Origin of the sequence: Streptomyces tibetensis, assembly GCF_040647715.1 — a bacterium.
Taxonomy (GTDB): domain Bacteria; phylum Actinomycetota; class Actinomycetes; order Streptomycetales; family Streptomycetaceae; genus Streptomyces; species Streptomyces tibetensis_A.
Window position 1 is genome coordinate 1 of the sequence record NZ_JBEZCR010000019.1, and the last position, 26,085, is coordinate 26,085.

General features: G+C 69.4%; 23 protein-coding genes and 1 pseudogene. 13 read left to right on the plus strand and 11 right to left on the minus strand.

Annotation, left to right across the window (positions count from 1 at the left end; genetic code table 11):
• Positions 1-198: 198 nt before the first annotated feature.
• The 4 genes from uppS to AB0B29_RS35240 form a co-directional block, all read right to left on the minus strand.
• Positions 199-2,070, minus strand: coding sequence for a polyprenyl diphosphate synthase (gene uppS, locus AB0B29_RS35225; RefSeq protein ID WP_362246389.1), 1,872 nt, complete (start codon positions 2,068-2,070; stop codon positions 199-201).
• Positions 2,067-2,465 carry a DUF6114 domain-containing protein gene (locus AB0B29_RS35230; RefSeq protein WP_362246391.1) on the minus strand — a complete coding sequence of 133 codons (399 nt, stop codon included), beginning with the start codon at positions 2,463-2,465 and terminating at the stop codon, positions 2,067-2,069. The genes uppS and AB0B29_RS35230 overlap by 4 nt, the downstream gene beginning before the upstream one ends.
• Entirely contained in the window at positions 2,462-3,043 is a 582-nt protein-coding gene (locus AB0B29_RS35235; RefSeq protein WP_362246393.1) for a DUF6230 family protein, read from the minus strand. Before AB0B29_RS35235 ends, AB0B29_RS35230 begins: the two co-directional genes overlap by 4 nt.
• A gap of 174 nt (positions 3,044-3,217) precedes the next feature.
• The gene (locus AB0B29_RS35240; protein WP_362246395.1) at positions 3,218-4,600 is read right to left on the minus strand and encodes a cytochrome P450; all 1,383 of its coding nucleotides are present in this window, start codon (positions 4,598-4,600) and stop codon (positions 3,218-3,220) included.
• A 73-nt stretch (positions 4,601-4,673) separates the two neighbouring features.
• On the opposite strand from AB0B29_RS35240, the gene AB0B29_RS35245 reads away from it, so the two are divergent.
• The 5 genes and pseudogenes from AB0B29_RS35245 to AB0B29_RS35265 all read left to right on the plus strand — a co-directional run bounded on the left by AB0B29_RS35245 (position 4,674) and on the right by AB0B29_RS35265 (position 9,396).
• A complete protein-coding gene (locus tag AB0B29_RS35245) occupies positions 4,674-6,212 on the plus strand; it encodes a GMC family oxidoreductase (protein WP_362246397.1) in 1,539 nt (512 codons plus the stop codon).
• Between the two features lie 6 nt (positions 6,213-6,218).
• A complete protein-coding gene (locus AB0B29_RS35250) occupies positions 6,219-6,716 on the plus strand; it encodes a nitroreductase/quinone reductase family protein (protein ID WP_362246399.1) in 498 nt (165 codons plus the stop codon).
• A gap of 317 nt (positions 6,717-7,033) precedes the next feature.
• A pseudogene (locus AB0B29_RS35255) lies at positions 7,034-7,892 on the plus strand (IS5 family transposase); the annotation flags it as partial.
• 183 nt (positions 7,893-8,075) lie between these two features.
• Complete coding sequence (locus tag AB0B29_RS35260; RefSeq protein ID WP_362246401.1) at positions 8,076-8,198, plus strand: hypothetical protein; 123 nt, start codon at positions 8,076-8,078, stop codon at positions 8,196-8,198.
• 814 nt (positions 8,199-9,012) lie between these two features.
• The gene (locus AB0B29_RS35265) at positions 9,013-9,396 is read left to right on the plus strand and encodes a hypothetical protein (RefSeq protein WP_362246403.1); all 384 of its coding nucleotides are present in this window, start codon (positions 9,013-9,015) and stop codon (positions 9,394-9,396) included.
• A 203-nt stretch (positions 9,397-9,599) separates the two neighbouring features.
• Here AB0B29_RS35265 and AB0B29_RS35270 read toward each other — a convergent pair whose 3' ends face one another.
• Positions 9,600-9,734, minus strand: a complete 135-nt coding sequence (locus tag AB0B29_RS35270; RefSeq protein WP_362246405.1) for a hypothetical protein — start codon at positions 9,732-9,734, stop codon at positions 9,600-9,602.
• A gap of 163 nt (positions 9,735-9,897) precedes the next feature.
• Between AB0B29_RS35270 and AB0B29_RS35275 the strand changes: the two genes are divergently transcribed.
• Positions 9,898-10,779 (plus strand): alpha/beta fold hydrolase, encoded by an 882-nt coding sequence (locus AB0B29_RS35275; RefSeq protein WP_362246407.1) that lies wholly within the window; start codon positions 9,898-9,900, stop codon positions 10,777-10,779.
• Positions 10,780-11,561: 782 nt separating this feature from the next.
• Positions 11,562-11,876, plus strand: coding sequence for a hypothetical protein (locus AB0B29_RS35280; protein WP_362246409.1), 315 nt, complete (start codon positions 11,562-11,564; stop codon positions 11,874-11,876).
• Positions 11,877-11,991: 115 nt separating this feature from the next.
• On the opposite strand, the gene AB0B29_RS35285 is transcribed toward AB0B29_RS35280, so the two are convergent.
• Both AB0B29_RS35285 and AB0B29_RS35290 read right to left on the minus strand, forming a co-directional pair.
• A complete protein-coding gene (locus AB0B29_RS35285; protein ID WP_362246411.1) occupies positions 11,992-12,714 on the minus strand; it encodes a peptidoglycan recognition protein family protein in 723 nt (240 codons plus the stop codon).
• A gap of 104 nt (positions 12,715-12,818) precedes the next feature.
• Positions 12,819-13,274: a carboxypeptidase regulatory-like domain-containing protein gene (locus AB0B29_RS35290; protein WP_362246413.1), complete on the minus strand. Its 456-nt coding sequence runs from the start codon at positions 13,272-13,274 to the stop codon at positions 12,819-12,821.
• Between the two features lie 718 nt (positions 13,275-13,992).
• On the opposite strand from AB0B29_RS35290, the gene AB0B29_RS35295 reads away from it, so the two are divergent.
• Both AB0B29_RS35295 and AB0B29_RS35300 read left to right on the plus strand, forming a co-directional pair.
• Entirely contained in the window at positions 13,993-14,316 is a 324-nt protein-coding gene (locus tag AB0B29_RS35295) for an RICIN domain-containing protein (protein ID WP_362246415.1), read from the plus strand.
• A 134-nt stretch (positions 14,317-14,450) separates the two neighbouring features.
• Positions 14,451-14,762: an MOSC domain-containing protein gene (locus AB0B29_RS35300; protein ID WP_436845963.1), complete on the plus strand. Its 312-nt coding sequence runs from the start codon at positions 14,451-14,453 to the stop codon at positions 14,760-14,762.
• 387 nt (positions 14,763-15,149) lie between these two features.
• Here the strand turns inward: AB0B29_RS35300 and AB0B29_RS35305 are convergent, their stop codons facing one another.
• Positions 15,150-16,028 (minus strand): SCO6745 family protein, encoded by an 879-nt coding sequence (locus tag AB0B29_RS35305; protein WP_362246419.1) that lies wholly within the window; start codon positions 16,026-16,028, stop codon positions 15,150-15,152.
• Positions 16,029-16,223: 195 nt separating this feature from the next.
• On the opposite strand from AB0B29_RS35305, the gene AB0B29_RS35310 reads away from it, so the two are divergent.
• Entirely contained in the window at positions 16,224-17,411 is a 1,188-nt protein-coding gene (locus AB0B29_RS35310; RefSeq protein ID WP_362246421.1) for a polyamine ABC transporter substrate-binding protein, read from the plus strand.
• Between the two features lie 136 nt (positions 17,412-17,547).
• On the opposite strand, the gene AB0B29_RS35315 is transcribed toward AB0B29_RS35310, so the two are convergent.
• Together AB0B29_RS35315 and AB0B29_RS35320 are read right to left on the minus strand one after the other, a co-directional pair.
• A complete protein-coding gene (locus tag AB0B29_RS35315; protein ID WP_362246423.1) occupies positions 17,548-19,311 on the minus strand; it encodes a hydroxysqualene dehydroxylase in 1,764 nt (587 codons plus the stop codon).
• A 270-nt stretch (positions 19,312-19,581) separates the two neighbouring features.
• The gene (locus AB0B29_RS35320; RefSeq protein ID WP_362246425.1) at positions 19,582-22,251 is read right to left on the minus strand and encodes a SpoIIE family protein phosphatase; all 2,670 of its coding nucleotides are present in this window, start codon (positions 22,249-22,251) and stop codon (positions 19,582-19,584) included.
• Positions 22,252-22,449: 198 nt separating this feature from the next.
• Here AB0B29_RS35320 and AB0B29_RS35325 point away from each other — a divergent pair, with 198 nt between their 5' ends.
• Positions 22,450-23,568 carry a PP2C family protein-serine/threonine phosphatase gene (locus AB0B29_RS35325; protein WP_362246427.1) on the plus strand — a complete coding sequence of 373 codons (1,119 nt, stop codon included), beginning with the start codon at positions 22,450-22,452 and terminating at the stop codon, positions 23,566-23,568.
• Between the two features lie 73 nt (positions 23,569-23,641).
• Positions 23,642-23,836: a hypothetical protein gene (locus AB0B29_RS35330; RefSeq protein WP_362246428.1), complete on the plus strand. Its 195-nt coding sequence runs from the start codon at positions 23,642-23,644 to the stop codon at positions 23,834-23,836.
• A gap of 144 nt (positions 23,837-23,980) precedes the next feature.
• Here AB0B29_RS35330 and AB0B29_RS35335 read toward each other — a convergent pair whose 3' ends face one another.
• A complete protein-coding gene (locus AB0B29_RS35335) occupies positions 23,981-25,357 on the minus strand; it encodes an APC family permease (protein ID WP_436845960.1) in 1,377 nt (458 codons plus the stop codon).
• A 256-nt stretch (positions 25,358-25,613) separates the two neighbouring features.
• Here AB0B29_RS35335 and AB0B29_RS35340 point away from each other — a divergent pair, with 256 nt between their 5' ends.
• A complete protein-coding gene (locus AB0B29_RS35340) occupies positions 25,614-26,054 on the plus strand; it encodes a hypothetical protein (RefSeq protein WP_362246430.1) in 441 nt (146 codons plus the stop codon).
• Positions 26,055-26,085: the final 31 nt, after the last annotated feature.

Consider the following 26,085-nt stretch of genomic DNA (forward strand, 5'->3'; position numbering starts at 1 on the left):
AGGGGATACACCGTCCAATCACCCGCCAACCCGACCAGGGCCGCCACCACCCACCACGCCAACCCCGCACCGCCACATACCACCGCGCCGGTCAGGCAGGGCGTCGCGTTCGAGGACTATCACCTTGTCCACGTACGGGGCCATGGCCACGGCGGCCAGGGGTTCCCGCCAGCCCGCCTCCCAGGATGACCACGTGACTCACGTCATCGGTGCTCCGTGTCCACTCAGGGGGCCGGTCTGGGCGGGGATGCGGGGGACCGCGCCGTAGCGGCGGGTACGCCGGGCGTACTGTTCGATCGCGTCCCACAGGGTGCGGCGATCCACCTCGGGCCAGGGGGTGTCGAGAAACAGCAGCTCGGCGTAGGTGGCCTGCCAAGGCAGGAAGTTGGAGGTGCGCTGGTCGCCGCCGGTGCGCAGGAGCAGGTCGACATCGGGCAGTTCGGGGACATGGAGGTAGCGGGCGAAGGCGTGCTCGGAGACGGAGCCGGGGTCGACCTTCCCGGCGACCGCTTCCTGGGCGAGTTTCACTGCGGCTGCCGTGATCTCGGTGCGGCCGCCGTAGTTCACGCACATGGTCAGGGTCATTCCGGTGCGGTCGCGGGTGGTCCGCTCGTCCTGGAGGAGTTGCTCGATGACGTCGGCCGGGAGGCGGGAGCGCACGCCGGCCCAGCGCACGCGGAGGTCCAGTTTCTCGTCCACCAGGCGACGCACGCCCTGGGGAATCTCGTACATCAGGGTCTGTAGTTCGGCGGCCGGGCGTTTCCAGTTCTCGGTGGAGAACGCGTACACGCTCAGGTACTTCAGACCGATTTCAAGGGCACCGTGGACGACGTCGACCAGTGCCTCGACTCCTTGCCGGTGGCCGTCGGTGCGGGGCAGGCCGCGGGCGGTGGCCCAGCGGCCATTGCCGTCCATCACGATCGCGACGTGGCGGGGCATGTCTTTTCCGGGCAGTTGGGGCGGGCGGACTCCCGAGGGGTGGGGAGTCGGAGTGACGGTCGAGTGCCGCTGGGCGGCAGGCGAGCGCATCTCTTCGGCCTCGCCGGACCGTTCGGGCGTCTTGGCCAGTGCGGGTTGCGGCGGGCAGGGCTGGATGGGGAAGGGGAACAGGCCCCCGGCCAGCGCGGCCTTCGCCTGGGCGGGCAGCATCAGGCGCAGCCGGGTGCTTCGTGGCAAGGCCGGGCGGCTGTGCAGCAGCGTGGCGGGGGCGTCGGCCACGGTCTTCAGGCGTAGCCGGTACAGGTCGGTGTAGGCGCCGAGCGCGATACCGACCGACGGGTGCAGCACCGGCGGCAGTGGCGTGTGGTCCAGCCAGGTGCGGGCCCGGTCGGCCAGGCGGCGCACCAGGTCCTCGAACTCCGGGGTGGTGCGCCGGGCCAGTAGGTCCGTCCGGTGCACGCCTGCCTCGTCCAGGGCTTCCTGCGGCAGCGCAACGTGGCCGCGGTTGAGATCGTCGGAGAGGTCGACGAGGGCGTCGGTGAGGTAGATCGCCTCGACGGCGGTCTGGCAGGCCATAGCCGCGTGCGGCACGGTTGCGGCGATCGCCTCCGGCTCGGTGGGCAGGCCCGCGGCCCGTAGCAGCAGGGAGCCCGCCCGCAGCACGAGCGGGGTGTTGATCAGGCTGTTGTAGTGCCGCCACTCCTGCCAGGTGGCGAACTGCCGTCCGTGGACGTCCTGGCGGAGTTCCTCGAACAGGGTGTGCAGGAATCCTGACGGCAGGTTCCAGGTCAGCATGGTGTGGATCAGTGCCTGCCGTACTGGGTCGCTGCCGCGGCCTTCGCGCAGGTCCGTGTCGAACGCCGAGATCCACGCTTCCAGCCGTTCGGCCCGCCCCGGATCCGACTCGCCGGCGGATCCGACCGCGTCGGCCAGGTCGTCCACTGCCCGGACAGCGCCGTACAGCGCCCAGATGGCGGTCCGCAGCGGCGGTGGCAGCAGCAGCGAGACGGCGTACTCGATCTCGCCCGTCGCGCGGGTGGCGCGGCGGCACACCTCGTAGCCGCGGCGCAGGGCCGCGTCGTGGATGCCGCTGCGCCGGTAGACGGCGGCGGGCAGGGCGGGAGAACTCACCTCACCCCTCCTCTTTCTGGGGTCGAAGGTGCTTGCTGGGGGATCCAGGCCAGGGCGAGGGCGCTGCCGACGGCGGTGAGCAGGAAGCCCAGCAGCAGGCCGCCGAGGTTGGCGGCGACCAGGCTGACCAGGGACATGACGGCTGCCAGGACGCCGGAGAAGTAGCGCAGGGCAGGGTTGCGCCATGTCGTCACACCGGCGACGACGAACAGGGTGCCCAGGGCCCATGAGGCGGCGCCCGCGGTGCCGGTGAACCGCAGGAACCCCAGTCCCACCCAGGAGACGCAGATCAACTCCAACCCTCCGAGCCCCAACAGCAGGCCCGCCGTGAACGGGCGGCCCCGACGCCACGCCCGCCACCCAGATCGCGGGCCGGGGCGGGTCGCCGTACTCACCGAGCCGCTCCCGGCTCGCAGCTGCCATCACCCTGGCGCAGATCGATGGTGACACCCCGGGAGGTGATCGTCCCGGCCGTGAAGGCATGCGGTTGTGTGGTCACCGTGCTGCCGCTGACTTTCCGCGCGCCGACGGTGAACAGGCCGGTGGGCCGGTTCGGGGACACCTGCGGGGTGCTGAACTTCGCGCCGGTGAGCTTCACCGAGCGGGCCGTCGCCTTGTCCGTCTCCACTGTCAGGCCAGCGGCGGTGGAGTGCTCGATACGTACGACTGCCGTCACCGCTCCGACGACCGGCAGGTGGGCGGTGGAGGTGACGCAGGCACCCTCCACCGTGGCCTGTTCCATTCGCGTGGCCAGCGCCGGCAGCAGTCCGCCACGGCCGGAGGCGGCCGGGGAGGCCGACACGCCGACTGCGGACACCCGCGCCGCGTGGACCGTCACCGGCACCTCCCCCGCGAACGCCATCGATACGGCTCCCTCGGCACTCCCGGCCAGCAGGACAGAGGCGCCCACGAGCAGGGGTGCCAGCGCCAGAGCGAAACGCCGGCGGCTCGTCCGCCCGCCGCAGGTTCTCATGGGTAATTCGTCGCCGATCACGATCAGCCCAACGACCATCCCGGACCGAAGTACCGCCAAACACACCATCGGCTGATACGTCATCGCAGCCAGTTGCCGCGCCAGGCACGGATTCCGCGCGTGCTGTTGGCCCATGGACGAAGTGCACGGGATGTGCGGCGAGCCGACCTGGCCTCATGGACGCTTACGGGGGTGGCAGGTCATGGGCATCGGGCCCGGGGCGAGAAAGATGCCCACCCGCGGCCGGTAGCGGTGCCCCGGCGCGGTGCGCAGGGTCCAGTGGCCGGCGATGGTGGCCAGGGCGATGAGGATCTGGTTCATCGTCATCGCGTCGCCGATGCACTTGCGTACTCCGGTACCGAAGGTGAGGTCGGCGCAGCGGGGCAGAGGCTTGAGACGCTCCGGCAGCCAGCGGTCGGGGTCGAAGCGCAGCGGATCGGGGTGAACGTCCGGATTGCGGTGTACCGCGTAGTTGTTGTAGAGGAGCTCGGTGCCCGCCGGCAGTTCCGCCGGTCCGAGACGGACGGGCACGAGGGTGCGGCGGGCCACCACCCACACCGCCGGGTACAGCCGCAGGGTCTCCTTGACGACGCGTCGGGTGTACGCGAGCCGGGCCAGGTCCTCGGCCTGCACAGGACGGCCCTGGAGGACGGAGTCGATCTCGTCGTGCACGCGCTGCTCGATGTGGGGATGGCGGTGCAGCTCGTACAGGACGTGGGGCAGCACGTCCTTGAGGCCGTGGACGCCGGCGAAGAGCAGGAACAGCATGTCGGAGATGATCTGCTGGTCGGTGAGCGGCTCGTCCGTGTCCGCGTACCGGGCTCGCAGGAGCTGGGAAAGGACGTCGTCACCGCCGGCGCCGTGATGGCGGTGGTGAGTGAGAGCGGCGGTGACGGCGGCGCGCAGGCCGGTCAGAGCCCGCGTGAAGCGGCCAGTGCCCGGGACGTGCGTGAAACGGGCGAGCCGGGGAAGGGCCAGGCGCCAGTACAGGCCCGCGGTGGTGTGCGACGAAAGGCCCGCGATCCCGGCCACCACCCGGTCGAGGGCCGGGGTGTCTCCGCACAGGGCGTATGCGTTGACGGTGTACGCGAGTTGCGCCATCGCCAGATCCACCCGGAGCGTCGTGCCGGGCTGCCACCGGCAGATCGCTTCTTCGGTGGCCTGCCGGACCGCAGGTGTCCCGGCGGCGATCCGGTGCGGGTGAAAGGCGTGCTGCACGGCACGACGGTGACGGCGATGGGATTCGAACAGCGTCAATCCGTCGAACCGCATGTCCATCACCAGACTGAGGCCGAACTGGGAGCCGATGCCCTCGCTGATCCGCCCCTGTGCGTAGCTGCGGGCGTCGGTCACCAGCATCTGCTGGAGCAGGTCCGGCGAGTTGACCATGTAGACATCAGGAGTGAACAGGGGGCCCCGCCCCCGTACCAGCGGCCCCAGCCTGCTGAGCGACACGACGAAGCCGAGCGGATCACGTACGGCCTTCAGCCCGTGCCCCAGCAGGGGCAGCGCCCCGGCAGCGGTGGGGACGGCAGGCAAAGGAGCGGAGGCAGTCACGGGCACTCTCCCGGGTCGTCGCGAGCACATTATGCGACGGGTAATGTACTGGGCGTGATGGGTGGGGGTGGCCGTGGAAGCCGTGTATGACGTGCTGGTCGTGGGATCGGGGTTCGGTGGAGCTGTCGCGGCGCTACGGCTGGCGGAGAAGGGGTACCGCGTCGCCGTCGTCGAGACCGGGCCGTACCGGAGACCGGAGGACTTCGCCGCCTCCCCGTGGCAGGCTCACCGCTTGCTGTGGGCTCCCTGGCTCGGGTGCCGGGGGATCGTACGACTGCGGGTACGGCGCCGGCTGGCCGCCCTGACGGGCATCGGAGTCGGCGGCGGCTCGCTCGTCTACGCGGGGGTGCACTACCTGCCGGACGCAGCCGTACTCCGGTCACCCTGCTGGGATCCGGCCGTCGACTGGGCTGCCGAACTCGCCCCGCACTACCGGATCGCGCAGCGGATACTGGGCACCACGCCAGTGCCCAGGCAGGCGGCGGGCGACGACGCCCTGCGGGAGGTGGCCGACGCCCTCGGGGTATCCGGAACCGTGCACGCCACCCGGGTCGGCATCCACTTCGGCCCCTCCGACCAACCGGTGCCCGACCCCTTCTTCAACGGCCGTGGCCCGGCACGCAACGGCTGCACCCTGTGCGGACGCTGCATCCTCGGCTGCCGCACCGGCGCCAAGAACTCCCTGGACCACAACTACCTCCATCTCGCCGAACTTGCCGGAGCCGACATCCGGCCCCTGACCGAGGCCCGCACTCTCGTCCCGCTGCCGGAAGGCACCTGGCAGATCCATACGCGCGGCGGCCATCCAGTGCGTAGGAAGCATGTGCTGACGGCGCGCCAGGTGGTGCTGGCGGGTGGCGCCTGGGGCACAGTGGAACTCCTGCAGCGCTCCCGCCCTCACCTGCCGCGACTCTCGCCTGCGCTGGGCACGCACACCCGGACCAACCGCGAGGTGTTCACAGCCGTCTGGGCCGAGGACTTCGACGTCGGCCCCGGCGTCGCCATCAGCTCCGCGCTGCGGCCACGCCCCGATCTGCTGGTACAGATGTGCCGCATCGGATCCGGCTCCCATCCGGCGGCGCTGCTCACCGCGTCGTTGCCGCTCTCCTGGCGGGACTTCGGCCGTCGCAGCGCCGTGCTCTTCGCCATGGAACAGCGGGACTCACATCTGACCAGCCACTATCGACACGGCCCGTTCGGCGGGCGGATGAGCTTCCGCCCCGGCAGCCCCGAACCCGAACCAGTACGGCTGCCGGCCGCCGAGACCGTCGCCGGCCACTACGCCCGCCTCATCAAGGGCCGGGCCCGCCCGCTGTGGAACACCGTCCTGGGACTGCCGGTCACCGCCCATCTCCTGGGCGGATGCCGCATCGGCACCGACCCCGCCACGAGTGTCGCCGACCCCTACCACCGCATCCACGGCTATCCGACCCTGCACATCGCCGACGCCTCCGCAGTTCCCGCCAACCTGGGCGTCAACCCGGCGCTGACCGTGACCGCGATGGCCGAGCGGGCCTTCGCCACCTGGCCCGACGCGGGCCGCCCCGATCAACGCCCGCACCAGCACGAGCCGTACCGGCCCATCCCCTTCCCCGCGACCCCGAGGACATAGCCCCCCGTGCCCCACCCGCTCGTCGTCCGCCTCGGCACCACCCGTGCCTTCACCCGGATCGCCCCCCATGTGCTGCCTCGATGCGACCTGCTCGTCCACCGGCTCACCCGCGGTCGGCTCCTGCCCAGTCGGCTGTTCGTCGACACCATCATGCTGACCACCACCGGACATCGCAGCGGCCGTACGCGCACCACGCCGCTGTGCGCCCATCAGGACCGGGACGGCACCTGGATCGTCGTGGCCAGCAACTTCGGCCGCAGCCGCGACCCGGCATGGAGCACCAACCTGCTGCACGACCCCAGAGCCACTGTCACCACCCATGCCCGCGCCTGGCCGGTCATCGCACGGCAGCTCACGACCCACGAGAAGCAACAGCAGCGCCCCCGCATCCTGTTGGCTCTTCCGGTATACGACACCTACGCCGCCCGCGCTGGCCGGTACATCCGCGTCTTCTGCCTCACCCCGGTCACCGCTCAACCCACCGATCGAGCTCTCTTCACATGAGGACGGCACCGGCAAGGGGCTAGGCCGATTTGTTCGGATCACTCCCGCTGGCGGAGGTTGTCGTCGATGATGTCGGTGTGACTAACCGCATCAGCGCCCTGATCTCGGCCTTCGGTGTCGTTGCCAGCATGTTGCTGCTCGCCCTTGCTGTTCGTGAGTACCGTTCTGGGGCAACGATTCTCTGGATCGGGGCTGGAGCTTTGATCTTCCTTGGTGCCTCTTACACGCTTGTGCGGGACGTTCGGCGGCTCCGCTCGGGGCGGACGGCCTGACGAGCAGCGCCGTTCCCGACCACCCTCGTCGGTCGTTGTTCGTGTGTGCCGTTGACTGACGCGCAGTGGGCGCGAATCGAGCCGTTACTTCCCAATAGGACGCCGAAGAGAGGTGGCCGGTGGCGGGATCACCGTGAGGTGATCGACGCGATCGTCTGGAAGTTCCAGACGGGATCGCAGTGGATCCACCTCCCCGAGACGTACGGCAACTGGCGAGGCGTCTACAACCGGCTACGGATGTGGGCCATCGACGGCACCTGGGAGCGGGTGTTCACCGCGCTGGTCGCTCAGGCAGACGCCGACGAAGACCTCAACTGGGCCGTCTCAGTGGATTCCACAATCGTGCGCGCACACCAGCACGCGGCTGGGGCCCGCAAAAAGGGGCCCCGGCCGGCGAGCCGGACGACCACGCCATCGGCCGGTCCCGCGGCGGACTGACCACAAAGATCCACCTGGCCTCCGATGCCCACTGCCGGCCACTGGCTTTCGTGCTCACTGTCGGACAGGCCGGCGACGCACCCGCCTTCGCACACGTCATGGCCCGCCTTCGCGTTCCTCGACAGCGAGGACGGCCCCGCACCAGGCCGGACGTGGTCCTGGCCGACAAGGCTTACTCCTCCCGCGCGATCCGCGAGCACCTTCGCAAACGCGGTGTCCGGGCGGTCCTCCCCGTTCCGCCGACCAACGCGGCCAACGCCTGCGGCGCGGAAGCCGAGGCGGCAGGCCACCGGCCTTCGACCGTGAGGCATACAAGCAGCGCAACACCGTCGAACGCTGCATCAATCGCTTGAAGCAATGGCGGGGCATCGCCACCCCCTACGAGAAGACCGCGACCATCTACCTGGCCGGACTCCACAATTGCGGGAATCTTCCTCTGGTCCGCACGGTGATCCAAACGAAACGACCTTGCACCCATCCGGGTGAACCGCGGCGGCACGGCGTATCGCCGCCGAAGCGATCAAGATCTGCCTTGGGGCACCATCCTCCACAGCCCGGCACACGGTCGCTGCCAGCCGCCAGGGGAGCTCCACTGAACCGGCAAGGGCATTGACGTGCGCCGAAAGGCGCTCCCGCCGCATCTGTTGACGTGAGACGCCTGAACATCACGCTCGGGTGCAACGACTGGGCCAAGATCCCCGGCGGCCTCTCCATCATCGGCATGGCCGCCGAAGGCACCGTCTGGGGCGTCAACTCCGGCGGCGACATCTAGCGCTATACCGGAGACCAGCCGGGCTAATCCTGCCTGATGACGCTACACGGCGCCCCTCAAGGGGCTGCCCGAGTCACGGCCCGGGCAGCCCCACACCCAAGACCCTCACGGGCCACCCCCATCACCAGCCGGCGGGAGCGCCACCCGGAACTGACCAGCTTCTCTTTCGGGGGACCCGCTGGCCGAGCTCACAGTCCGTGCGGCGTGAACGGCACATCCTGATTCACTGTGACGCGATCGGCCGCGTCCCTCGCGCGCAGGTTGGGCCTGTTCGAGACGCGCATGCCGCTACCGACGGAACGGTCCGGTCCACCCGGCCCCCCTTTCGACCGAGTGCGATCATAGGAGCGAGGGGAATAAAAGGCCAGGTCAGGCGGTGTTTCGAGGCCATGCCCCTGAAGTGTGCTGCTGCCCGCCCCACGATGAGACCGGGAGGAAACCCACTCCAGGCCCCGACGCCGCGTCTGCCCAAGCACCCCTACGGGACCGGGAAAGGCCCCTCCCCGGCCACGCCAGGCAGACCCTTTCGACGAGTTCCCAGTGGCGCCGCAGGGCGAACGTTGTCTGACGCGGCACTAGTTACGGCTTGAGCCGTTACCGGCCAGCCTCCCCGGTCGGCCAGCAACGGCGCTCGCCTCCTCTCCTTGAGAGGCGATCCACCGGCCGCCTCCCGCTCCATCGATTTGCTGTCGTCCCCGCGCCCACGGGGTATTGGTGCTGGCGGCGGTGCGGGAGGAGTTGGAGGTGGCGGCGGGTAGGTTGGTGAACGGCCGGGGCGCCTTCGGCGCTGAGTGAGGAAATTGAGGGGGGCCACTTGACCGGACTGATAGGTGTCGGAGTGGTCCTCCTGCCGTTCGGGCTGCGGATCTGGTACGTCGAACGGAGCATGAGGCGCAACGGCGTGCGCGTGGTGGCCACCTGCGTCGACCACATCTACGAGGGCAACAGCGCCAATCCGAGACGGCTCGTCTGCACCGGCACCACCGCGGACGGCCGCTCCATGCGCTGGAATGTGGATGCCCACCTCGATTCGTTCCCGCGCGTGGGGGAGCCGATCGACCTGGTCTACGACGCCCACTACCCAGGCCAGGCGGAACGGTGGACGGAGAAGAAGTCTCCTGTCAGCCTCGGTGTCGGCTGGACCTCCTTGGCCGTGCTGCTGATCGCGGCGGGCACGCTGGTCGTGCTGCTCGGATAGAGCGGAGACCTGCGGTCACGCCGTACGCGCCCGGAACCGCGGCAACCGTTCAACTCCCGCTCGAATCCTGCTCAGCCGTCACTCGACGCGCCGACTGAGCTGGGCCAGGCGCAGTTCGTTACCGGGGCTTCGTCGGCCCGCTCGGCTGCCTAGCGCGCCTCGACCGTGGGATCGTCGGTGAGACGAAGGTGCCAGCAGTGCGATCACAGCGCCTCCGGTGCCCAGCGCACGAGAGCGCGCTCCAGCCTGCGGGTCAGCAGCGAGCCGGGCTGGTCGCCGTCGAGTCCGGCGCCCAGGACGACGACATGGGTGGTTTCCGGCAGGGGCCTGCTACACACCGGCCGAGGTGCCGGCTCACCGAGTTCGTCCGGTTCCGTGTCCGGCGGCGGGCGAAGGGGGTGAGGCAGGCGGAGGCGCGCTCCGAAGTGGGAGCGCGGCCCTGTCGTGGAGCGATGCCTGTCGCGCCGATGAGTTTCGGGGACGGAGCCGGTCTACACAGGTATGGAGACTCACACGCTTGAAACAGCCGGCGCGAACCTGGTCTATGACGTTCGCGGGCCGCTGCCGGCCGCAGATGGACGCGCGCCGTTGTTCATGATCGGGCAGCCCATGGATGCCAGTGGCTTCGTCGCGCTCGCCGCGCGCTTTCCGGAGCGGACGGTGGTCACCTATGACCCGCGCGGTCTCGGTCGCACCATTCGTAAGGACGGGCGGGTCGACCACACGCCGCAGACTCAGGCCGACGACGTGCACGCTGTCATCGAGGCGCTCGGGGTCGGGCCGGTCGAGATGTTCGCCAGCAGTGGAGGAGCGGTCACCGCGCTCGCGGTCGTGGCGAAGTATCCGGCAGACGTGACGACCCTGGTCGCGCACGAGCCGCCGCTCATCAACCTTGTGCCGGACGGCCCGGCGGCCGTGCGGGCGCGGGCGGGAGTCCGGGATGCCTACGAGAAGCGGGGAGGGGGCGCCGGGATGGCTGCGTTCGTGGCGATGACCTCGTGGAAGGGAGAGTTCACCGACGCGTACTTCGCACAGCCAGAGGCCGATCCCGCCGCGTTCGGGATGCCCACGGAGGATGACGGCTCACGTGACGATCCGCTGCTCTCCGACCGGTCATGGGCGGTGAGCAGCTATCGGCCGGATGCCGATGCGATCGCGGCTGCGCCGACCCGCGTTGTGATCGCTGTGGGTGAGGAGTCCGAAGAGGTGCTGACCGGACGCACCGCCGTCGCGACCGCTGAACTGCTCGGACAGCAGGTGACCGTGTTCCCGAGCCATCACGGCGGGTTCATGGACGGGGAGTTCGGATATGCGGGGAAGCCGGACGAGTTCGCGCGTCGGCTGCGCCAGGTCCTTGACGGCGCCTCGTACACCGACCTCTGACCGACCAGCTTTCCCACCCCGTGTGCTCTGGCCTCGAGCACGATGAGAGCTGGGCACGCGCGGTCGTACCTACCTGGGGACGTTCGAGCGTATGCCGACACAGGTCTTGCCAGATCGCCATGCGGATTCCCATGAGGCCCGTTGTTCGTCGGTCCAGACGGTACGAGCGGGTGGGTCGTGCTGGTCCTGGACGGGCGGTCGCCCGCAGAGGCATCGAGCGTGGACGCAGTGCTCCGCGGACTGCCCTGGTGGCCGGTACGGCGACCAGGGCGGCCCGGCCTGACACCGGGCCGCCCCTTTTGGGTGCCCAGGATCGGGCGCGCCGGGCCGTGACGACCACACATCAGCCCGCTGTTACTCACTTTCGGGTGACCTCCCCGCTCCCCCGCGGGGAGGCGGACCGTGGCGGAGGGACGGCGCACCACAGGTCCCGTAAGGCCTGACTGCGTGTCAGCGCGTCAACACCACGCGTGGAAAATATAGGTGGACGTGGCATCCGAGTGATACGGAACAGTGGGCAACAAGTAACAGGGGCCGCGTTTTGCCCTCAACTTCTTCGTGGCGTGGACAGAGTGCTCCTGTCACTCACTGCTCGCCTACTCGCCGCCGCCGCAGCGACGACCGGCCTGCACCAGGGCCGCCGCCCCTCCGTCTGAGACAACCGCTCCGCAACGAGCGGAAGGCCGGAGTGGCCGTGCCTCTTGTTTGGGTGTCGAGAGTCGCTCGAAGGGACACAGAGCTTTATGGGGAAGAAGAAGACGGGACCGCACAGCAATGGCCACATGGCTGGGACAGGCCGGAGACAGGTCAGCCGATCCAAGCGGGCGACCGGCAAGTTCGTGCGCATGTACCGCCGCTACCACGCGTGGCGTGCCCCGTTCCCGCTGTGGGCGCGGATCGTGTGCGACACCGTGTTCTGGGCCGTCATCGCTGCCGGGGCCTACGTGGCGATCGGCAGCCTGTGCGGGGCACTCCTCATCGCAGCTCCCCTTCTCGGGTTCCTCGGGCTCGCGTCCTCCAGGGAACACGACGACGGCATCGACTGGAGCGACCACCGAATGGGAGGACAGCCCAAGAACCCCGGGCCCAAGATTTGACCGCGGCTGAATGCGTGGTCGCGGAGGCAGCGGCGGCCTCCAACGGCGTTGACCTGATGAATTTGTTGCAGGGCGGCCATGTCGTGGACGCCGCCAAGCCTTGACGCGTTGACGGTCAGCGTTGGCGCTCGACCGGTACCGGCTCGGTATCCGGCCGGAGGGTGGGGTGTGCGTCCTTGAAGTGGTCGTACGCCACCTGCGCCGCGGCGAGGACCTGGTCGTAGATCTGGTCCATGTACGGGCCGGCGCAGACTGTCGAGGACCAGTGGTGGTGGTAGAAGACGTTGCTCCTGCTGGGGCGTTCGCCAATCACCTCTGCGAAGAGCCAGCCGGCGAGACGTGCGGCGTTCTTCCAGGTGGCCTCGCCGACCGTCCAGTTGGGCGCGAGTGTTGCGTTCGCCATTTCGATGCTGATCGAGCTCTGGTTGCCGACCGTGTTGCCGACGGCCCAGGCGTACTCGTGCACCTTGACGTACTGAGCGACGTCGCCTGCCGCATCAACGTCGAAGTGGGCCGAAGCGGGACGTACCTTCCAGACGTCGAGCACATCCTGGTGCGAAAGCCGGCCGGCGTTGTGGTGCAGCGTGACCGACGTCTTCATGTACGGCGTGTGGGTGACGTGGCCCGTCGCGCTGAGCTCGTCGATGAAGTTCGCGACGGGACAGTCGTAAGGGATGGTGGCGGTCGCCTGGGGGCCGGCGTCCGCGTCGTCCTCGGCGGACCCTACGAAGTCGCTCTCCGGAAGGTCGTCAAGGTTGTCGGTGCCGGGTCCATCGCCGGTGTCCGGCCTCTCGATGGCCGCCTTCACGTCCTCGTCGGCGACGTTCTTCTCAGGCATGACGCCGTCCTTTCAGTTGCGCGACTTCGCGTCACGGGTGGTCCGGGTGACGGACAAGGAGGAGTCGCGGCACGATGACCGCGTGCCGGGTCAGGTACGGCCCATCAGGCGTCGGCCTGGTCCGTGAAGTGCTCCATGAGGGCTGCCTGGATGTGCTGGAGAAACAGCGTGTCCTGCTTGATCCGGGACAGTCGCGTCGTGGCGTGGGCGGCGTACTCCGGCCCTTCCACGGCCGAGGCCAGGAGGCCGGCGGCGAGCACGTCGATACCGCGCGCCGTATCCGCGAACTGGCCCACGGGGACCAGACGGCGATCGAGCGGGACTGTGTCGTCGGCGACCACCTCGGTGACCACCGACGGCTGCCAGCTGTCCGCGTTGTTGAGCGAGTGATGGGTGTCGAACCGGACGGTGACGGTCTCACCGGCGGGCACGTCGACGCTGTACGAACCGTCGTCGTTGGTGAAGGCGTGGCCGATGAGCGTGAGGTCGGGGCGGTAGACGCTGACCTTGATCATGGAGATCGGCTCGTCATCGGTGATGGTTCGCACATGCCCGTGCATGCAAGTCTCCTCTCGGGCGCGGCCGGAGTCGACGAACGCAAGTCTGGTTGCGATACGGACTTCTGAGGAGCCGTTCAGGACGTCTGACTCCAGGTTCGCCCCCTGTGCAAACGCTGTCAATTTCGGTCGGCGCGTGCGTCCGCGCAGTCCTCGATCCGTTGGCGTTGCACCGGGCCGCACCATACGCCCACACATTCGAACCTTTGTCCGATAGAGCCCCAGGGTCGGTTGGGACTGTCTCGGCCAGCGGGTCAGTACGGTCGCCGGTCCTCGCGATCCTCGCCGTGTGAGCACCCTCCCCGCCTGGCTGGGCCAGCCTGTCGAGCCCGGTGTCTCGTCGTGGCAGAGGCGGCGTATGAGACAGCGGCACCGTCGGGGCGACGGTCCGTTGTTCGCTCTTGCCGCACCTCGATGCCACGGATGTTCTCCCTCGCCTGTTTGAATCCCTCAGTGCGCCGCCGCAAGGTTGCGTCGCATGCGCGGCCTGTGGGTGACCACCCGTCGGGAAGACCTGACGAGCGCCGCCTACGCGTTCGAGAAGTCCCGAGACTGAGGAGCACCGAGTCGGCCGACCTCGTACTGCTCGCGGGCGGATCGGTGACCATGACCCATCACGTCACCGGCACCTACTTCATGTGCAACGACTGGCACGACGGTGTCGGCATCACACCCAGACGCGGGCTCAGGACCTGTTCGCCAAGGACAACACCTCGCACCGGTGGTTCCTCGGCAGAACGCCCACGGAACCGTAGGGGTCGAGACCTACGCCAACCAGCGCTGCCTGACCGCCGGCGCCAACCCGCCCGACACCGTGACCCTCCGAGAACGCACCGACAGCCTCAACCAGCACTGGCGGCCGGTCCCCCACACGGAGCGTGGCAACGACTACTACATGGTCTCGGTCGTGCACCCGCGCTACGCCCTGGCCATCGTCGACCATCTTCAGGGCAACGACCGGCTGGTGGGCCTGACCCGCATGTGGGGCGGCCCGAACCTCACCCAGTTGTGGCGGATCTACCCCTCCTCGCAGGACGAGGGGTGAGTGACTGCCGACGAGCACGCGCGCTGTGCCGTGGTCAGAACTAGACGCCTGTCGCGGTAGCCGCCGCCTTGGGTCTCGTCCCGATGGCCGTTGTGCCTGCGCTTCCAGCGCCTCCGCCGTGCTGAAGGAAACAACTGACTGTCCGTCCGGCCTGGCGTGGCTTTCGGCCCAACCTCCTCATCCGCACACCACCGGGCACACCTGCGTTCGTGGAGGACCAGTGGCTCGGCTCCACCGTCCGCATCGGAAGCGCGGTGGGCGTCACGTTCGAACGCTCCAGCGAGCGCTGCATCATGGTCAGCGAGCCCCAGCGGGACCTGCCGCACTCCCCGCTCGTGCTGAAGACCATCGCCCGGGCGCACGACAAGCGTCTGGACGCACTGGGCACCGTGACCGAGCCGGGCTCCATCGGCGTCGGGGATACTGTCACTGTGATCCGATCCTGATCCGGGGCCGGTCGCACCGGCGAGGCTGGAGGCACCGAACCGGCGCATGTGGGGACCCCAAGGCGGCAACGAAGCGTGACTTGCCGGCGTGGCGCGACGATTGCTCACTGCCTCTGTCTCGGTCCGGGCGGATCATGCGCCATGTCGCCGCAGCATCCGTGCTCGCCGCCCCAACCGCATGCTGCAGCAGTTCGGCTCGGACTCGCGGTCGCCGTCTTCCTCTGGCCGACGGTGTGAGGGAGCCGTCGACGCTGCGTCCGTGCTTCTTCGTGTTGTGCCGCCACCACCGGTGCTGGTGCACTCGGTAGCCGGCAACCCGCGCTCCGGATCGCCGTGCGGCCGCGGCTGTCCGCCGCGGTCCCGATGGTGGGGCGCTGCGTCACCCCCTCACCCCGTCGAGCCCCACGTGTTCTCCGTCAGGCCAACCGGATTGCCAGTCGGCACGATTCCGGAGTCCAGGACGCGTCGCGCGAGCGGTTCGAGGAGGTGGGCAAGGCGGGTGGTGTCGTCGGTGCCGAGCGTCTGCCACGGTGTGGCCGCCGCCGCGTCCGTGTCCGCCTCGATCTGTTCGTGCTCGGCCGCCCCGGCCCTGGTGAGGCGCCCCTCCTCGTCGATCCAGCCTCGCTCGCGCAGCTTCGCCTGCGCCGAACGCCACGCCTCGGTGCTCCATCGACGGACGCGTCGCTGGAACTCGGCGTCGGTTTCGCCTGTCGCGCTCTTGAGTACCAGCGCCTCGACCGGCCCCAGACGACGGCCCACCAGCACGGCCACGTGTCCGTCGCCACGGTGTTCGCGCAAGGTGGTCACCGCCTGCCAGAGCCTGACATGGGGTTGGGCAGGTCGGGGCAGCTCCTGGTTGGCCACGCCGAGCACCCGTCCGGCGGTGTCCGCGGCGCGGGCTGCCTCCCAGGCGAGGTCGGCGGCCTCGGCCAGTTCGGCGGAGGCGACCACATCCGGACCGTAGAAGTTGGTCATCGCGGCCCCCACGGCACGCTCGCGCACCTCGATCAGCTGCTGGGGAGGGGCGAGATCCCAGGCGTCCGGCAGCACGCTCGCCGCCCGGTCGGGATGGAAGACGTAGAAGCAGCTGGTGACGACGGAGGCAGACACAGGGCCGAGCGGCGCGGCGCGCAAGGCGAAGTAGCCCTTCCAGTAGCCCCGTAGACCGAGGCCTTCCACGGCCTCGCGTACCTCGGGGGTGAAGTAGACCAGTTGGTGGACCGGTTCGAACCTCTCCCACATCGCCCGTGCGACGCTTTCGCTCACTTTCGGGCCCTCCCGGCTCGTCCTGCTCGGCTGAGGCGACACCGAGAGGCAGCATCCATCATGACAGCCGTCATAACAACCCCTCGGCTCAGGCCCCGCGGGCAGAGGCTTTCGGCAAGGTGTCAGGTACCAGTGCCCGGCCTCTCGACGCGGTGTCGATTGTCGGGTCATCAGCAGGCGCGGCATGCTGCCCCCATGCCCCTGATGACGGTCCCTCCGCTCTCCCGCCGTACGCTGCTGCGCGCGCTGGGCTCCGGCGCGGTGCTCGGCGGACTCGCCGGGTGTGGTGTCCCGGCCGCGTATGTACCTCCCGGCGACCGCGCCGCCGTCGATCTGTCCTCCACCGATCAGCGGCTGAACTGGGCGAACTGGCCGTTGTACATCGACACCGACGACGAGCGCCCTGCACGGCGGCCCACCCTCGAGGCCTTCGAGAGGCGTACCGGGATCTCGGTCGAGTACGTCGAGGAGATCAACGACAACGACGAGTTCTTCGGCAAGATCAGCCCGGCGCTGATGAACCGTCAGCCGACCGGCCGCGATCTGATCGTCGTCAGTGACTGGATGAGTGCGCGGTTCGTGCGGCTCGGGTGGGTGCAGGAGATGGACCGAGCCCGGCAGCCGAACGTGACCCGGTACCTCGATCCGCAGTTGCGGTCGCCCGCGTTCGACCCCGGGCGCACGTGCACGGTGCCGTGGCAGTGCGGCATCACCGGCATCGCGTACAACCGGCGCAGGACCGGCCGGGAAATACGGCAGGTGTCGGACTTGTGGGCGAGCGACCTGAAGGGCCGGGTCACTCTGCTGTCCGGTCTGGACGAGGCGTTCGCGTTGCTGATGCAGGGCAACGGCGTCGACATCACCCGGTGGGCGGCCGACGACTTCCACACCGTCTGTGACCAGGTGGAGAGGCAGGTGAGGGCAGGTCAGATCCGGCGCTTCACGGGCAATGACTACATCAAGGACCTGTCCAGTGGTGACGTCCTGGCATGCCAGGCGTATTCGGGCGATGTGATCCAGCTCCAGGCCGACGACCCGGACATCGAATTCGTGGTCCCCGAAGAAGGCGCCGAGCTGTGGGCCGAGTCGCTGATGATTCCCAACCTCGCCCGCCACAAAGCGAATGCGGAGCGGCTCATCGACTACTACTACGATCCCGAGGTCGCCGCCGAGCTGGCCGCCTGGGTCAACTACGTGTGCCCGGTCCCGGCCGCCCGGGACGTCCTGGCCTCCGCCCGGGACGAGGAGAGCGCCGCCCTCGCCGAGAACCCGTTGATCTTCCCCGACGAGGAGATGCGCACCCGGCTCGCCATCGCCCGGGACATCGACGCGGACGAGCGCGTGGAGTTCAGCAAGCGGTGGAATGGGATCGCGGGATTGTGAGGACGGCCGTCGCCACCGGCCCGTACGGTCGGGCATGCCTCTCGGCGCGGCGTGTGTCCTCCGCGCTCACAGCGGCTGACCATGCCGACAGCCGCTGCGCTGTGAACGCACGAGACGTGCCCGGCCGCAACGGTCTTCAGCCGATGTCGAAGGCATTCGGCAGGCCGAGGAGGTAGCGGGTGCGGTCGTGGCGTCTGAGGGGCTCCAGTTCGGGGGCGCGGTACAGGGGGGTCACGGTGCAGCGTGGCGCGGTGGATCCGCATCGGTCCAGCAGGGCGTTGACAGCCTGCCGGGCCGAGGAGTTGGCGCCCTCCATGGTGGCGAGGTCGATGGGTACCGCCACGTAGTCGCCGGCCAGGAAGAGGTTGGGAATCTTCGTGGCCGATCGCGGGCGGAGATGGAAGGTGCCCACCGGGTGGATGAGCAGTTGTTCGTCGTTGACGGGATGAGGCGTGCCGAGGCCGTCGACGGCGGGGTCGAGGAACCAGGAGTGCAGCACGGAGTCCTTCAGGACCGTACGGCCGCTGTCGTTGAGTGACGCTTTCAGCTGTGCCCAGACCTCGCGGGCGACCTCGGTACGGGTGCACTGCTTGGCGGTCTTGCCGTACAGGATGCCGGGGCGGTCCCACTCGGAGACGTCCACGGACAGGCAGTCCGCGACCGTACCGTCGCCGTAGTCGGCCGGGAAGTCACGGCCGGGCCAGTGCTGGGCCTGCGCGATCGCGGTCAGCGACCACGGGGAGTCGATGAGGTCGAGGTGGCCGTGCACCATCGGCATGCGTTCGGTCAGGTAGAACTGAATGCCCGTCATCCAGTCCGTCTCCAGGCGGTCACACTCGGCCAGCTGGGGGTCGGCTGCGCGGACGGCGGAGTTCCATGTGCGGCGGGCGTGCTCGACGGGCATCGCCGAGATGTAGTGGTCGGCGGTGACGGTCCGGCGCGCGCCGGAGCGGTCCTCCACGACGGCTCCGGCGATCGCACCCGCGTCCAGGGCCAGGTCCCGTACGGTCCAGCCGACGCGGAACTCGACCCCCAGTGACTTCAGGTAGGTCACCCAGGGGTCGATCCATGCCTCGTTGGTGGGTGCGTTCAGGATCCGGTCCAGTGGTCCGTCCGCGCCCCGCCCGAGGAGGTTGAAGGCGAAGGCCTCCAGCAGGGTTCCGACCGTACGGGTGCTGGCCTCCTCCGCTTTGGTGGCCACGATGTTGCGGGTGATGCCGACCGCGAGGACCCGCTGGTAGTCGTAGGACATGCGTCCGGCGCGCACGAAGTCCCACCAGGGCGTCCGCTCCCATACGGTGTCGCGGCGCTGGTCGCAGCTGGTGAGGAAGACCAGGAAGCGGTTGGCGAAGTAGAGGGCCTCATGGAGGGGGAGGTTGAAGGCCGTGTCCAGAACGGCGGTGCAGGCGCGGCGGATTTCGTCGAGGGTGAGTTCGGCCGGGGTGCTGTCGGGCCAGGGCAGGGGGATCCGGATGTCCTCGCGGCCGCCCGATCGGGCGAACAGCATCTCCTTCGGGGCGACGAGGTTGTCGTGAACGCCGCCCGGGTTGCCGGGGAAGGGGATGCGCCGCATCGTGTCGGGCAGGTTGTGGTAGATGCCGGGGATGAAGCGGAAGCCGTGCTCGCCCGGCAGGGGGCGCCGGCCGCCCGTGTCACTGGCGGGTACGTCCATGCTGCGGGCCTTGCCGCCAAGTGCCCTGCGTTCGTACACCGTTACCCGGAAGCCGCGCTCGGCGAGTTCGTGGGCGGCCGTGAGCCCGGCGACGCCGCCGCCCAGGACCGCCACGGTCTGTGGTGTGGAGGCGTTCTCGGCCGATGCCCGTTCCGGGGTTGCGAGGCCCAACCCGCCGCCGGCGGCCGCTGCAGTGCCCAGGAACCCTCTGCGCGTGGTGCCACTCATCGCCACCCCTTACCGTTGGTAACATCGGCCGCACGAGGATAGGGGCGAGGCAACGATCCCGGAAGGCAACCGGCACAACTTGGCCTGATGGCCCATCACGTGGCCTGGCCTCGGCGCACACCCTTGACAGGTACGGCCCCTCGGTGGCGCGCAGCGGGCCCGGGTCGCAATCAGCCCATGCCCATCAGTCGGCGCCTGCGTCCAGTGCCGCACCGAGGGCGGGCGGCATGCGGGGCCGTGACGCCTGAAACGCCCGCCCCGGCACCGGAACTAGGGCAGAGCCTGTTCCGCCCAGATCACCTTGCCCTGCGGGCTGTACCGGGTGCCCCAGCGCTCGGCCATCTGCGACACCAGGAACAGGCCCCGGCCGCCCTCGTCCGTCGTCGCGGCGTAGCGCAGATGGGGTGAGGTGCTGCTGCCGTCGGCGACCTCGCAGATCAGCGTGCGGTCGCGGATCAGCCGTACGTGGATCGGCCCGGAACCGTAGCGGATGGCGTTGGTGACGAGCTCGCTCAGGATGAGCTCCATGGTGAAGCCGAGCTCCGACAGGCCCCAGGTTTCGAGCCTTCGCGACACAGCGTCGCGCATGCCCGCGACGGCGGCGGGGTCCGGTGGCACGTCCCAGTCGGCGACCTGATCGGGCGGCAGTTGCCGCGTGCGGGCGACGAGCAGGGCGACGTCGTCCTTGGGACGGCCGGGAAGCACACGGTCCAGCACGTCCTGGCAGGTCTGCTCGGGTGGCCGGCCGGGGTTGCCGGTGAGTGCCTCGCGCAGCAGCTCCATTCCCACGTCCAGGTCGCGCCTGCGGTCCTCGATGAGGCCGTCGGTGTACAGGACGAGCTGGGTTCCCTCGGCGAGGCACAGCTCCGCGGTCCGGAACGGCATGCCGCCGAGCCCCAGCGGTGGGCCGGCGGGCACGTCCGGGAAGGTGACGGTCCCGTCCGGCCGGACCAGCGCCGGCGCGAGATGTCCCGCCCGCGCCATGACGTAGCGGCGCGTCACGGGGTCGTAGATCCCGTACAGGCAGGTGGCGCCCACGACGCCCGCCGCGCTCTCCGCGGTCTCGCTCTGGTCGATGCTTCCGACCAGGTCGTCCAGATGGCTCAGCAGCTCGTCCGGGGGCAGGTCGAGGGCGGAGAAGTTGTGCACCGCGGTACGCAGCCGTCCCATCGTGGCGGCGGCGTGGAGGCCGTGGCCCACCACGTCGCCGACGGCCAGGGCCACCCGGCTGCCCGGCATGGGAATCACGTCGAACCAGTCCCCGCCCACGCCCGACTGAGCCGGGAGGTAGCGGTAGGCGATGTCGAGGGCGTTCTGCTCAGGCATGGCCTGGGGCAGCAGGCTGCGCTGGAGGGTGACCGCCAGGGCGTGCTCGCGGGTGTAGCGGCGGGCGTTGTCGATGCTGATCGCGGCACGGGCCACCAACTCCTCCGCCAGCGACACGTCCTCCTCGTTGAAGCGCTCATGCTGCTGCGTGCGCCAGAAGGTGGCCATGCCCAGCACGACGCCACGGGCCTGGATGGGAGCGGTGATGAGGGAGTGGATGCCGTAGTCGATGATCGCCTTGGCCCGCTCCGGATCCTGCACGCGCCAGCCGGTGGCGGTCGGCAGATCGCTGACCAGCTGGGAGCGGCCGCTGCCGTAGCCACGCGCCTGCGGCGTGGAGGGGAGGTAGTCGAAGAGCCGGCCCTGCTCGGTGAGCGGATGGTTGTCCACGATGCCGGCCACGGCCGCGCGTCGCATGGCCGTCCCGGTGGGGGCGGGCTCCTCGCCGTGCAGGACGGCGTCGGCCAGGTCCACGGTGACGAAGTCCGCGAAGCGGGGAATGGGGACTCGCGCCAGCTCGTCGGCGGTGCGCAGCACGTCCAGGGTGGTACCGATGTGGAGTCCGGCGTCGTACAGCAGCCTGAGGCGTTCCCGTGCCACCTCCGCCCTGCCGGTCACCGCCTGCAGCTCGGTGGAGTCGCGTAGTGTCACCACCGTTTCCCTGGGCCCTCCCTCGCGCCCTGTGGGCCGCTGGTTGACCGCGAGCAACCGCTCTCCCGCGAGGTGCACCTCGTCGGTCGCCTCCCGTCCGGAGGCGAGCAGCGCCTTCATCTCGGGCTCGAGGCCCGGCAGGTCCGAGACGAGCCGCCCCTCGAGGTCCGGGGGCAGCTCCAGCAGACGTCTGGCTTCATCGTTGGCCAGCATCAGCTGCCCGTCGGCAGCCACGATCAGCACCCCTTCCCTGACGGAGTGGAGCACCGTGTCGTGGTGCTCGTACATCAGGGCCATCTCGTCCGGGGCGAGGCTGTGCGTCTGCCGTCGCAGCCGCCGGCCCACCAGTGCCGTCACTCCGGCGGACAACGCGAGCGCTCCCGCCCCCGCGCCCAGGATGATCGGTAGTTGCTGGTTCAACTGGCTTTCGACGTTCCTGACCTTCATCCCGGCCGAGACGAGGCCCACCACCTCGCTGTCGGCGTTCTTGATCGGGACCGTGGCCTGCACCTCGCGGCCGAGCGGGCCGTCGACGCTCTCCACGAAGACCTTCCCTGCCAGCGACGGCCCGATCTCGCCCACGAACCGTTTTCCGATCCGGTCCGGCAAGGGATGCGTGTATCGAATGCCCATGGTGTCCATGACCACGATGAAGTCGACGTCGGCGGCCCGGCGTGCCGCCTCGGTGAGGGGCTGGAGGATCGCGCTGGGGTCCGGGGTCTGCAATGCCGCCAGGACACCCGGCGAGTGTGCGAAGGTCTGCGCCACCGCTGTGGAGCGGCGCCTGGCCTCGGCGCTGCTGTCCCGTTCGGACTGCAGGATGAGAGCGACGACGGCGCAGGCGACGAGCAGCACCACCAGAGCCACCTGGAAAACCAGCACCTGCCCGGCTACAGTCCGCGCGCTCTTACTGATCAGACGCTTGACCGACAGGTGTCGAAGACGGGCGAAAAGACTCGCCATGCGACCTTTCTAACACCGGTGATCCCAAGTAGCCAGGGCGCGCCCGGTCCCCGATCGGCCGGCATCGGCGTCTGCGGCGGCCGTGCGCCGCGGTGCCTCGCCCCTCCCCGGAGCCTGACCGCCCGTCGCACATTCTCGAGCGCGCATGATCCTTGCACGCCCCGCGCCCGATTGGACCGATAAGATAATTTTGTGATCATGTCTGCATGGCCGTGGCGCCGTCGCCCCGCCTACAGCGGCCGATGGGAGGCTGCCCGGCTGGCGCCCCTGGTCCTGACCGTTCTCATCGCCGGCCTGGCGTTCTCCACCCCCAGGGAGATCGCCTTCAGCCGTCTGCTGCCCGTCGCCCCCGCTCTCGCGGCCGCCATGTGGCCCGTGCTCCCCACGATGGTGCTGGGCGCCTTCTGTCTCCTGCTCATGATCGTCCTCAGCTTCTTCCACACCGATCTGGGGACGCCGTACACGTCGGCCGCGATCATCGCGGTCACCTTGGCGGCCGCATACGGCAGCCATGTCCGGCTTCAGCGGGAGGAAACGCTCTTCCAGGTCCGGCTTGTGGCCGACGCGGCCCAGAAGGTACTGCTGCGCCCGCTGCCGCGCCGCATCGAGGGCGTCGAGATCGAGTCGCTGTATCTGGCGGCTCAGGAACAAGCGCGGATCGGCGGTGATTTCTACGAGGCGATCGGTACACCGCACGGGGTCCGGCTGCTCATCGGCGACGTACGGGGAAAAGGTCTGTCAGCGGTGGGGGCGGCCTCGGCGGTGATCAGCTGCTTCAGGGAGGCCGCCTACGACGAGCCCGACCTGCAAGGCATCGTCCACCGCCTGGAGACCACCGTCACGCGCCACAGCGCCGCGTTTCCCGTCCAGGACCAGCGCGAGCACTTCGCCACCGCCCTCCTCGCCGAGATCCCGCACGGCGGCGGCCGGCTACGACTGCTCAACTGCGGGCATCCTCCGCCGCTGATCGCGTACTCCGGGAAGGTCAGGGTCCTGGAGCCCACCGTCCCCTCCCCGCCCCTCAACCTCGCATCGATCATCGGTGACCGCTACTGGGTCGACATCGTCTCCTTCGCCCCGGGTGAGCAGCTGCTGCTCTACACGGACGGCGTATCGGAGACCCGGGACCACACGGGCCGGTTCTTCCCGTTGCCGGACTGGATGCGGCGGCAGGATCCGGGACACCCCCGCGAACTGCTGGACCAGCTGCACCGGGATCTGCTCCGGCACAGCGGCGGACGGCTCGACGACGACATCGCGGCCCTCGCGCTGAGACGCACCACCGTGCCGGATCGGATCGCCGGCGCCGAGGGCTGAACACGGAATCGACGTCAACGCCATGGGTACCCCGCATCGGAAGCCACCACTTCCAAGCTGCATTCGGAGAGTCATGACACAGGGGATCGAGAACGGGCAGGGCAATCGGTTCTGCAAGGCATGCGGCACACCCGCCGAGGACGGGAAGCTGTGCAGCCACTGCGGGGCCGTTCTGGACTTTCCCGACGGGGAGGGGCTGATCGAGGATGAAGGGGCGGCAGTGCGCCGGGATTTCGAGGGACGTGCCAGGCAGCAAGAGCAGGAGTGACTGAAGCTGCCCCTATCTGGCCTGGGGGAAGCGGTACAGTCGCGCAGGGGTGAGTGTGGTTCGGGCAGGCCGCGGATGCCGGTCGGCGAGCGCGTCCAGCGCCTGCGCCGAGGCCTCATGGGGAGCGACGGACGCGACGCGCGGTCAGCCGATGGGCGCGTCCCCGCCTCCGGCGGCGCTCTTGTTTCGCTTCGCGGCGGTGAGTGCGCCGAGCACTGTACCGACGGCCACGATCGCAAGTCCGCGCAGCCAGACCTGTGCCTCGATCTGCGTGGCAAGCACGACACAGGACGCGATGCCCAGCACCGGCACCACGGTTGGCGACCGGAAGTGGTCGGCCTCGCCCGGGTCCCGGCGCAGTACCAGCACCGCCGTGTTGACCATGAGGAACACGACCAGGAGCAGCAGGACCAGGGTGGACGCCAGGGTGGCGACGCTGCCGGTGAGCGCCAGCAGCATCGCCAGGAGCGTGGTGACTGCGATCGAGACCCAGGGCGTACGACGGCCCGGCAGCACCTGGGTCAGCGCGGCGGGCAGCAGCCCGTCCTTCGCCATACCGTAGGCCAGGCGTGAGGACATGATGCCCGTGAGCAGCGCGCCGTTGGCCACGGCGACGAGTGCGATGGCACTGAACAGTCGCGTCGGCACGGCCCCTGCCTCCTCCACGACCTCCAGCAGCGGCCCGCTCGACCCCGCCAGCCGGGCGGTCGGTACCGCTGCGGACGCGGCGATGCCCACCAGCACGTACACGGCCCCGGCGGTGGCGAGGGCGCCGAACAGGGCACGCGGGTAGGACCGCCGCGGGTTCCGGGTCTCCTCCGCGACGTTCACCGACGTCTCGAACCCGACGAAGGAGTAGTACGCCAGTACCGAGCCGCTCAGCACGGCCGTCGCCGCCCCCTTCTCCGGCGTACCCAGCTGCATGAGCCGTCCGACGTCGCCGTCGCCGCGAAGCAACATCCACGCGCCGAGGACGACGATGACGACCAGCCCGCCGACCTCGACGAGGGTGGCAACGACGTTTGCGCGGGTCGACTCTTCGATGCCCCGCGCGTTGACCAGGGCGAGCAAGGCCAGGAACAGCACGGCCACGAGCCCCACGGGCAGTGTCACGAAGGCCGACAAGTAGTCGCCGCCGAAGCCGCGCGCGAGAGCGGCCACGGAGACGAGACCGGCAGCCAGCATGCAAAAGCCCGCGATGAATCCGGCACACGGCCCGAAGGCGCGCGTGGTGTAGTGGGAGGCTCCGCCCGCCCGTGGATACTTCGTCGCCAGCTCGGCGTAGGAGGCTGCGGTCAGCAGCGCCAGCAGCAGCGCGACGACCAGCGGTACCCACACCGCTCCCCCGGCGTCGGCCGCGACCTGGCCGATCAGGACGTAGACGCCGGCGCCGAGGACGTCGCCCAGAATGAAGAAGTACAGCAGCGGGGTCGTCAGCGCGCGCTTGAGGCCCGTTCCTTCCTGTGCCCCTCCCTGTTCCACCGAGTCTGCCGACGCCCTGTTCCCGACTCTTCTCGCCATAGCGCATCGTGTCCCCCGTCCCGTGCGATGCACGCTCGGCCGACCGGGGAGCCCGCGCCATCAGTCCTCGACGCCGCCGGCCCGCTTTGCCGCCGGCTTCGGGTGGGGGCCGGTCTCAACTCGCTGTGACACCGGTGACAGAACAGTGACGAAGCACTCCACAACTATCGGTGAGCACCCCGGGTCTCATGATGCGTGGGCGGCGACGACCGCCGTCTGCGACCAACTGATTCGGACCACAAACCGGGGGAACATCATGAAGTCGACCCGCCGCAAGGCAGCCACCGCCGCCGCCCTGACCGTTCTCGCCCTGGGCGGAACTCTCGCCGCCACCGCACCGGCCTCGGCTGCCACGCCCACTCGTTACAACGGCGCCTGTGGCACCGGATACGACGTCATCCGGGCCACGCCGATCCGCTCCTCGCAGTCCACCGTCCCCGCCACCACGTTCGTGACCTACAACAGCACCGCCGGCAAGGTCTGCGCGGTCACCGTGCGCACCGCTCCGGGTCCCCGCGTCTTCATGGAGGTCACACTGGACACCTGGCCCTACAGCAGCGGTGAGGCCAAGGACTCCGGCTCCTACACCAGCTACGCGGGCCCGGTCTACAAGGACGTCCCCGACGACGGTCAGTGCCTGACGTGGAGCGGTTCGTTCGACATCTACTACAACTCGGACAACGGCAACTGCACCTGACCGGCCCCCCGTAAGCCCGGGAACCGGCCCG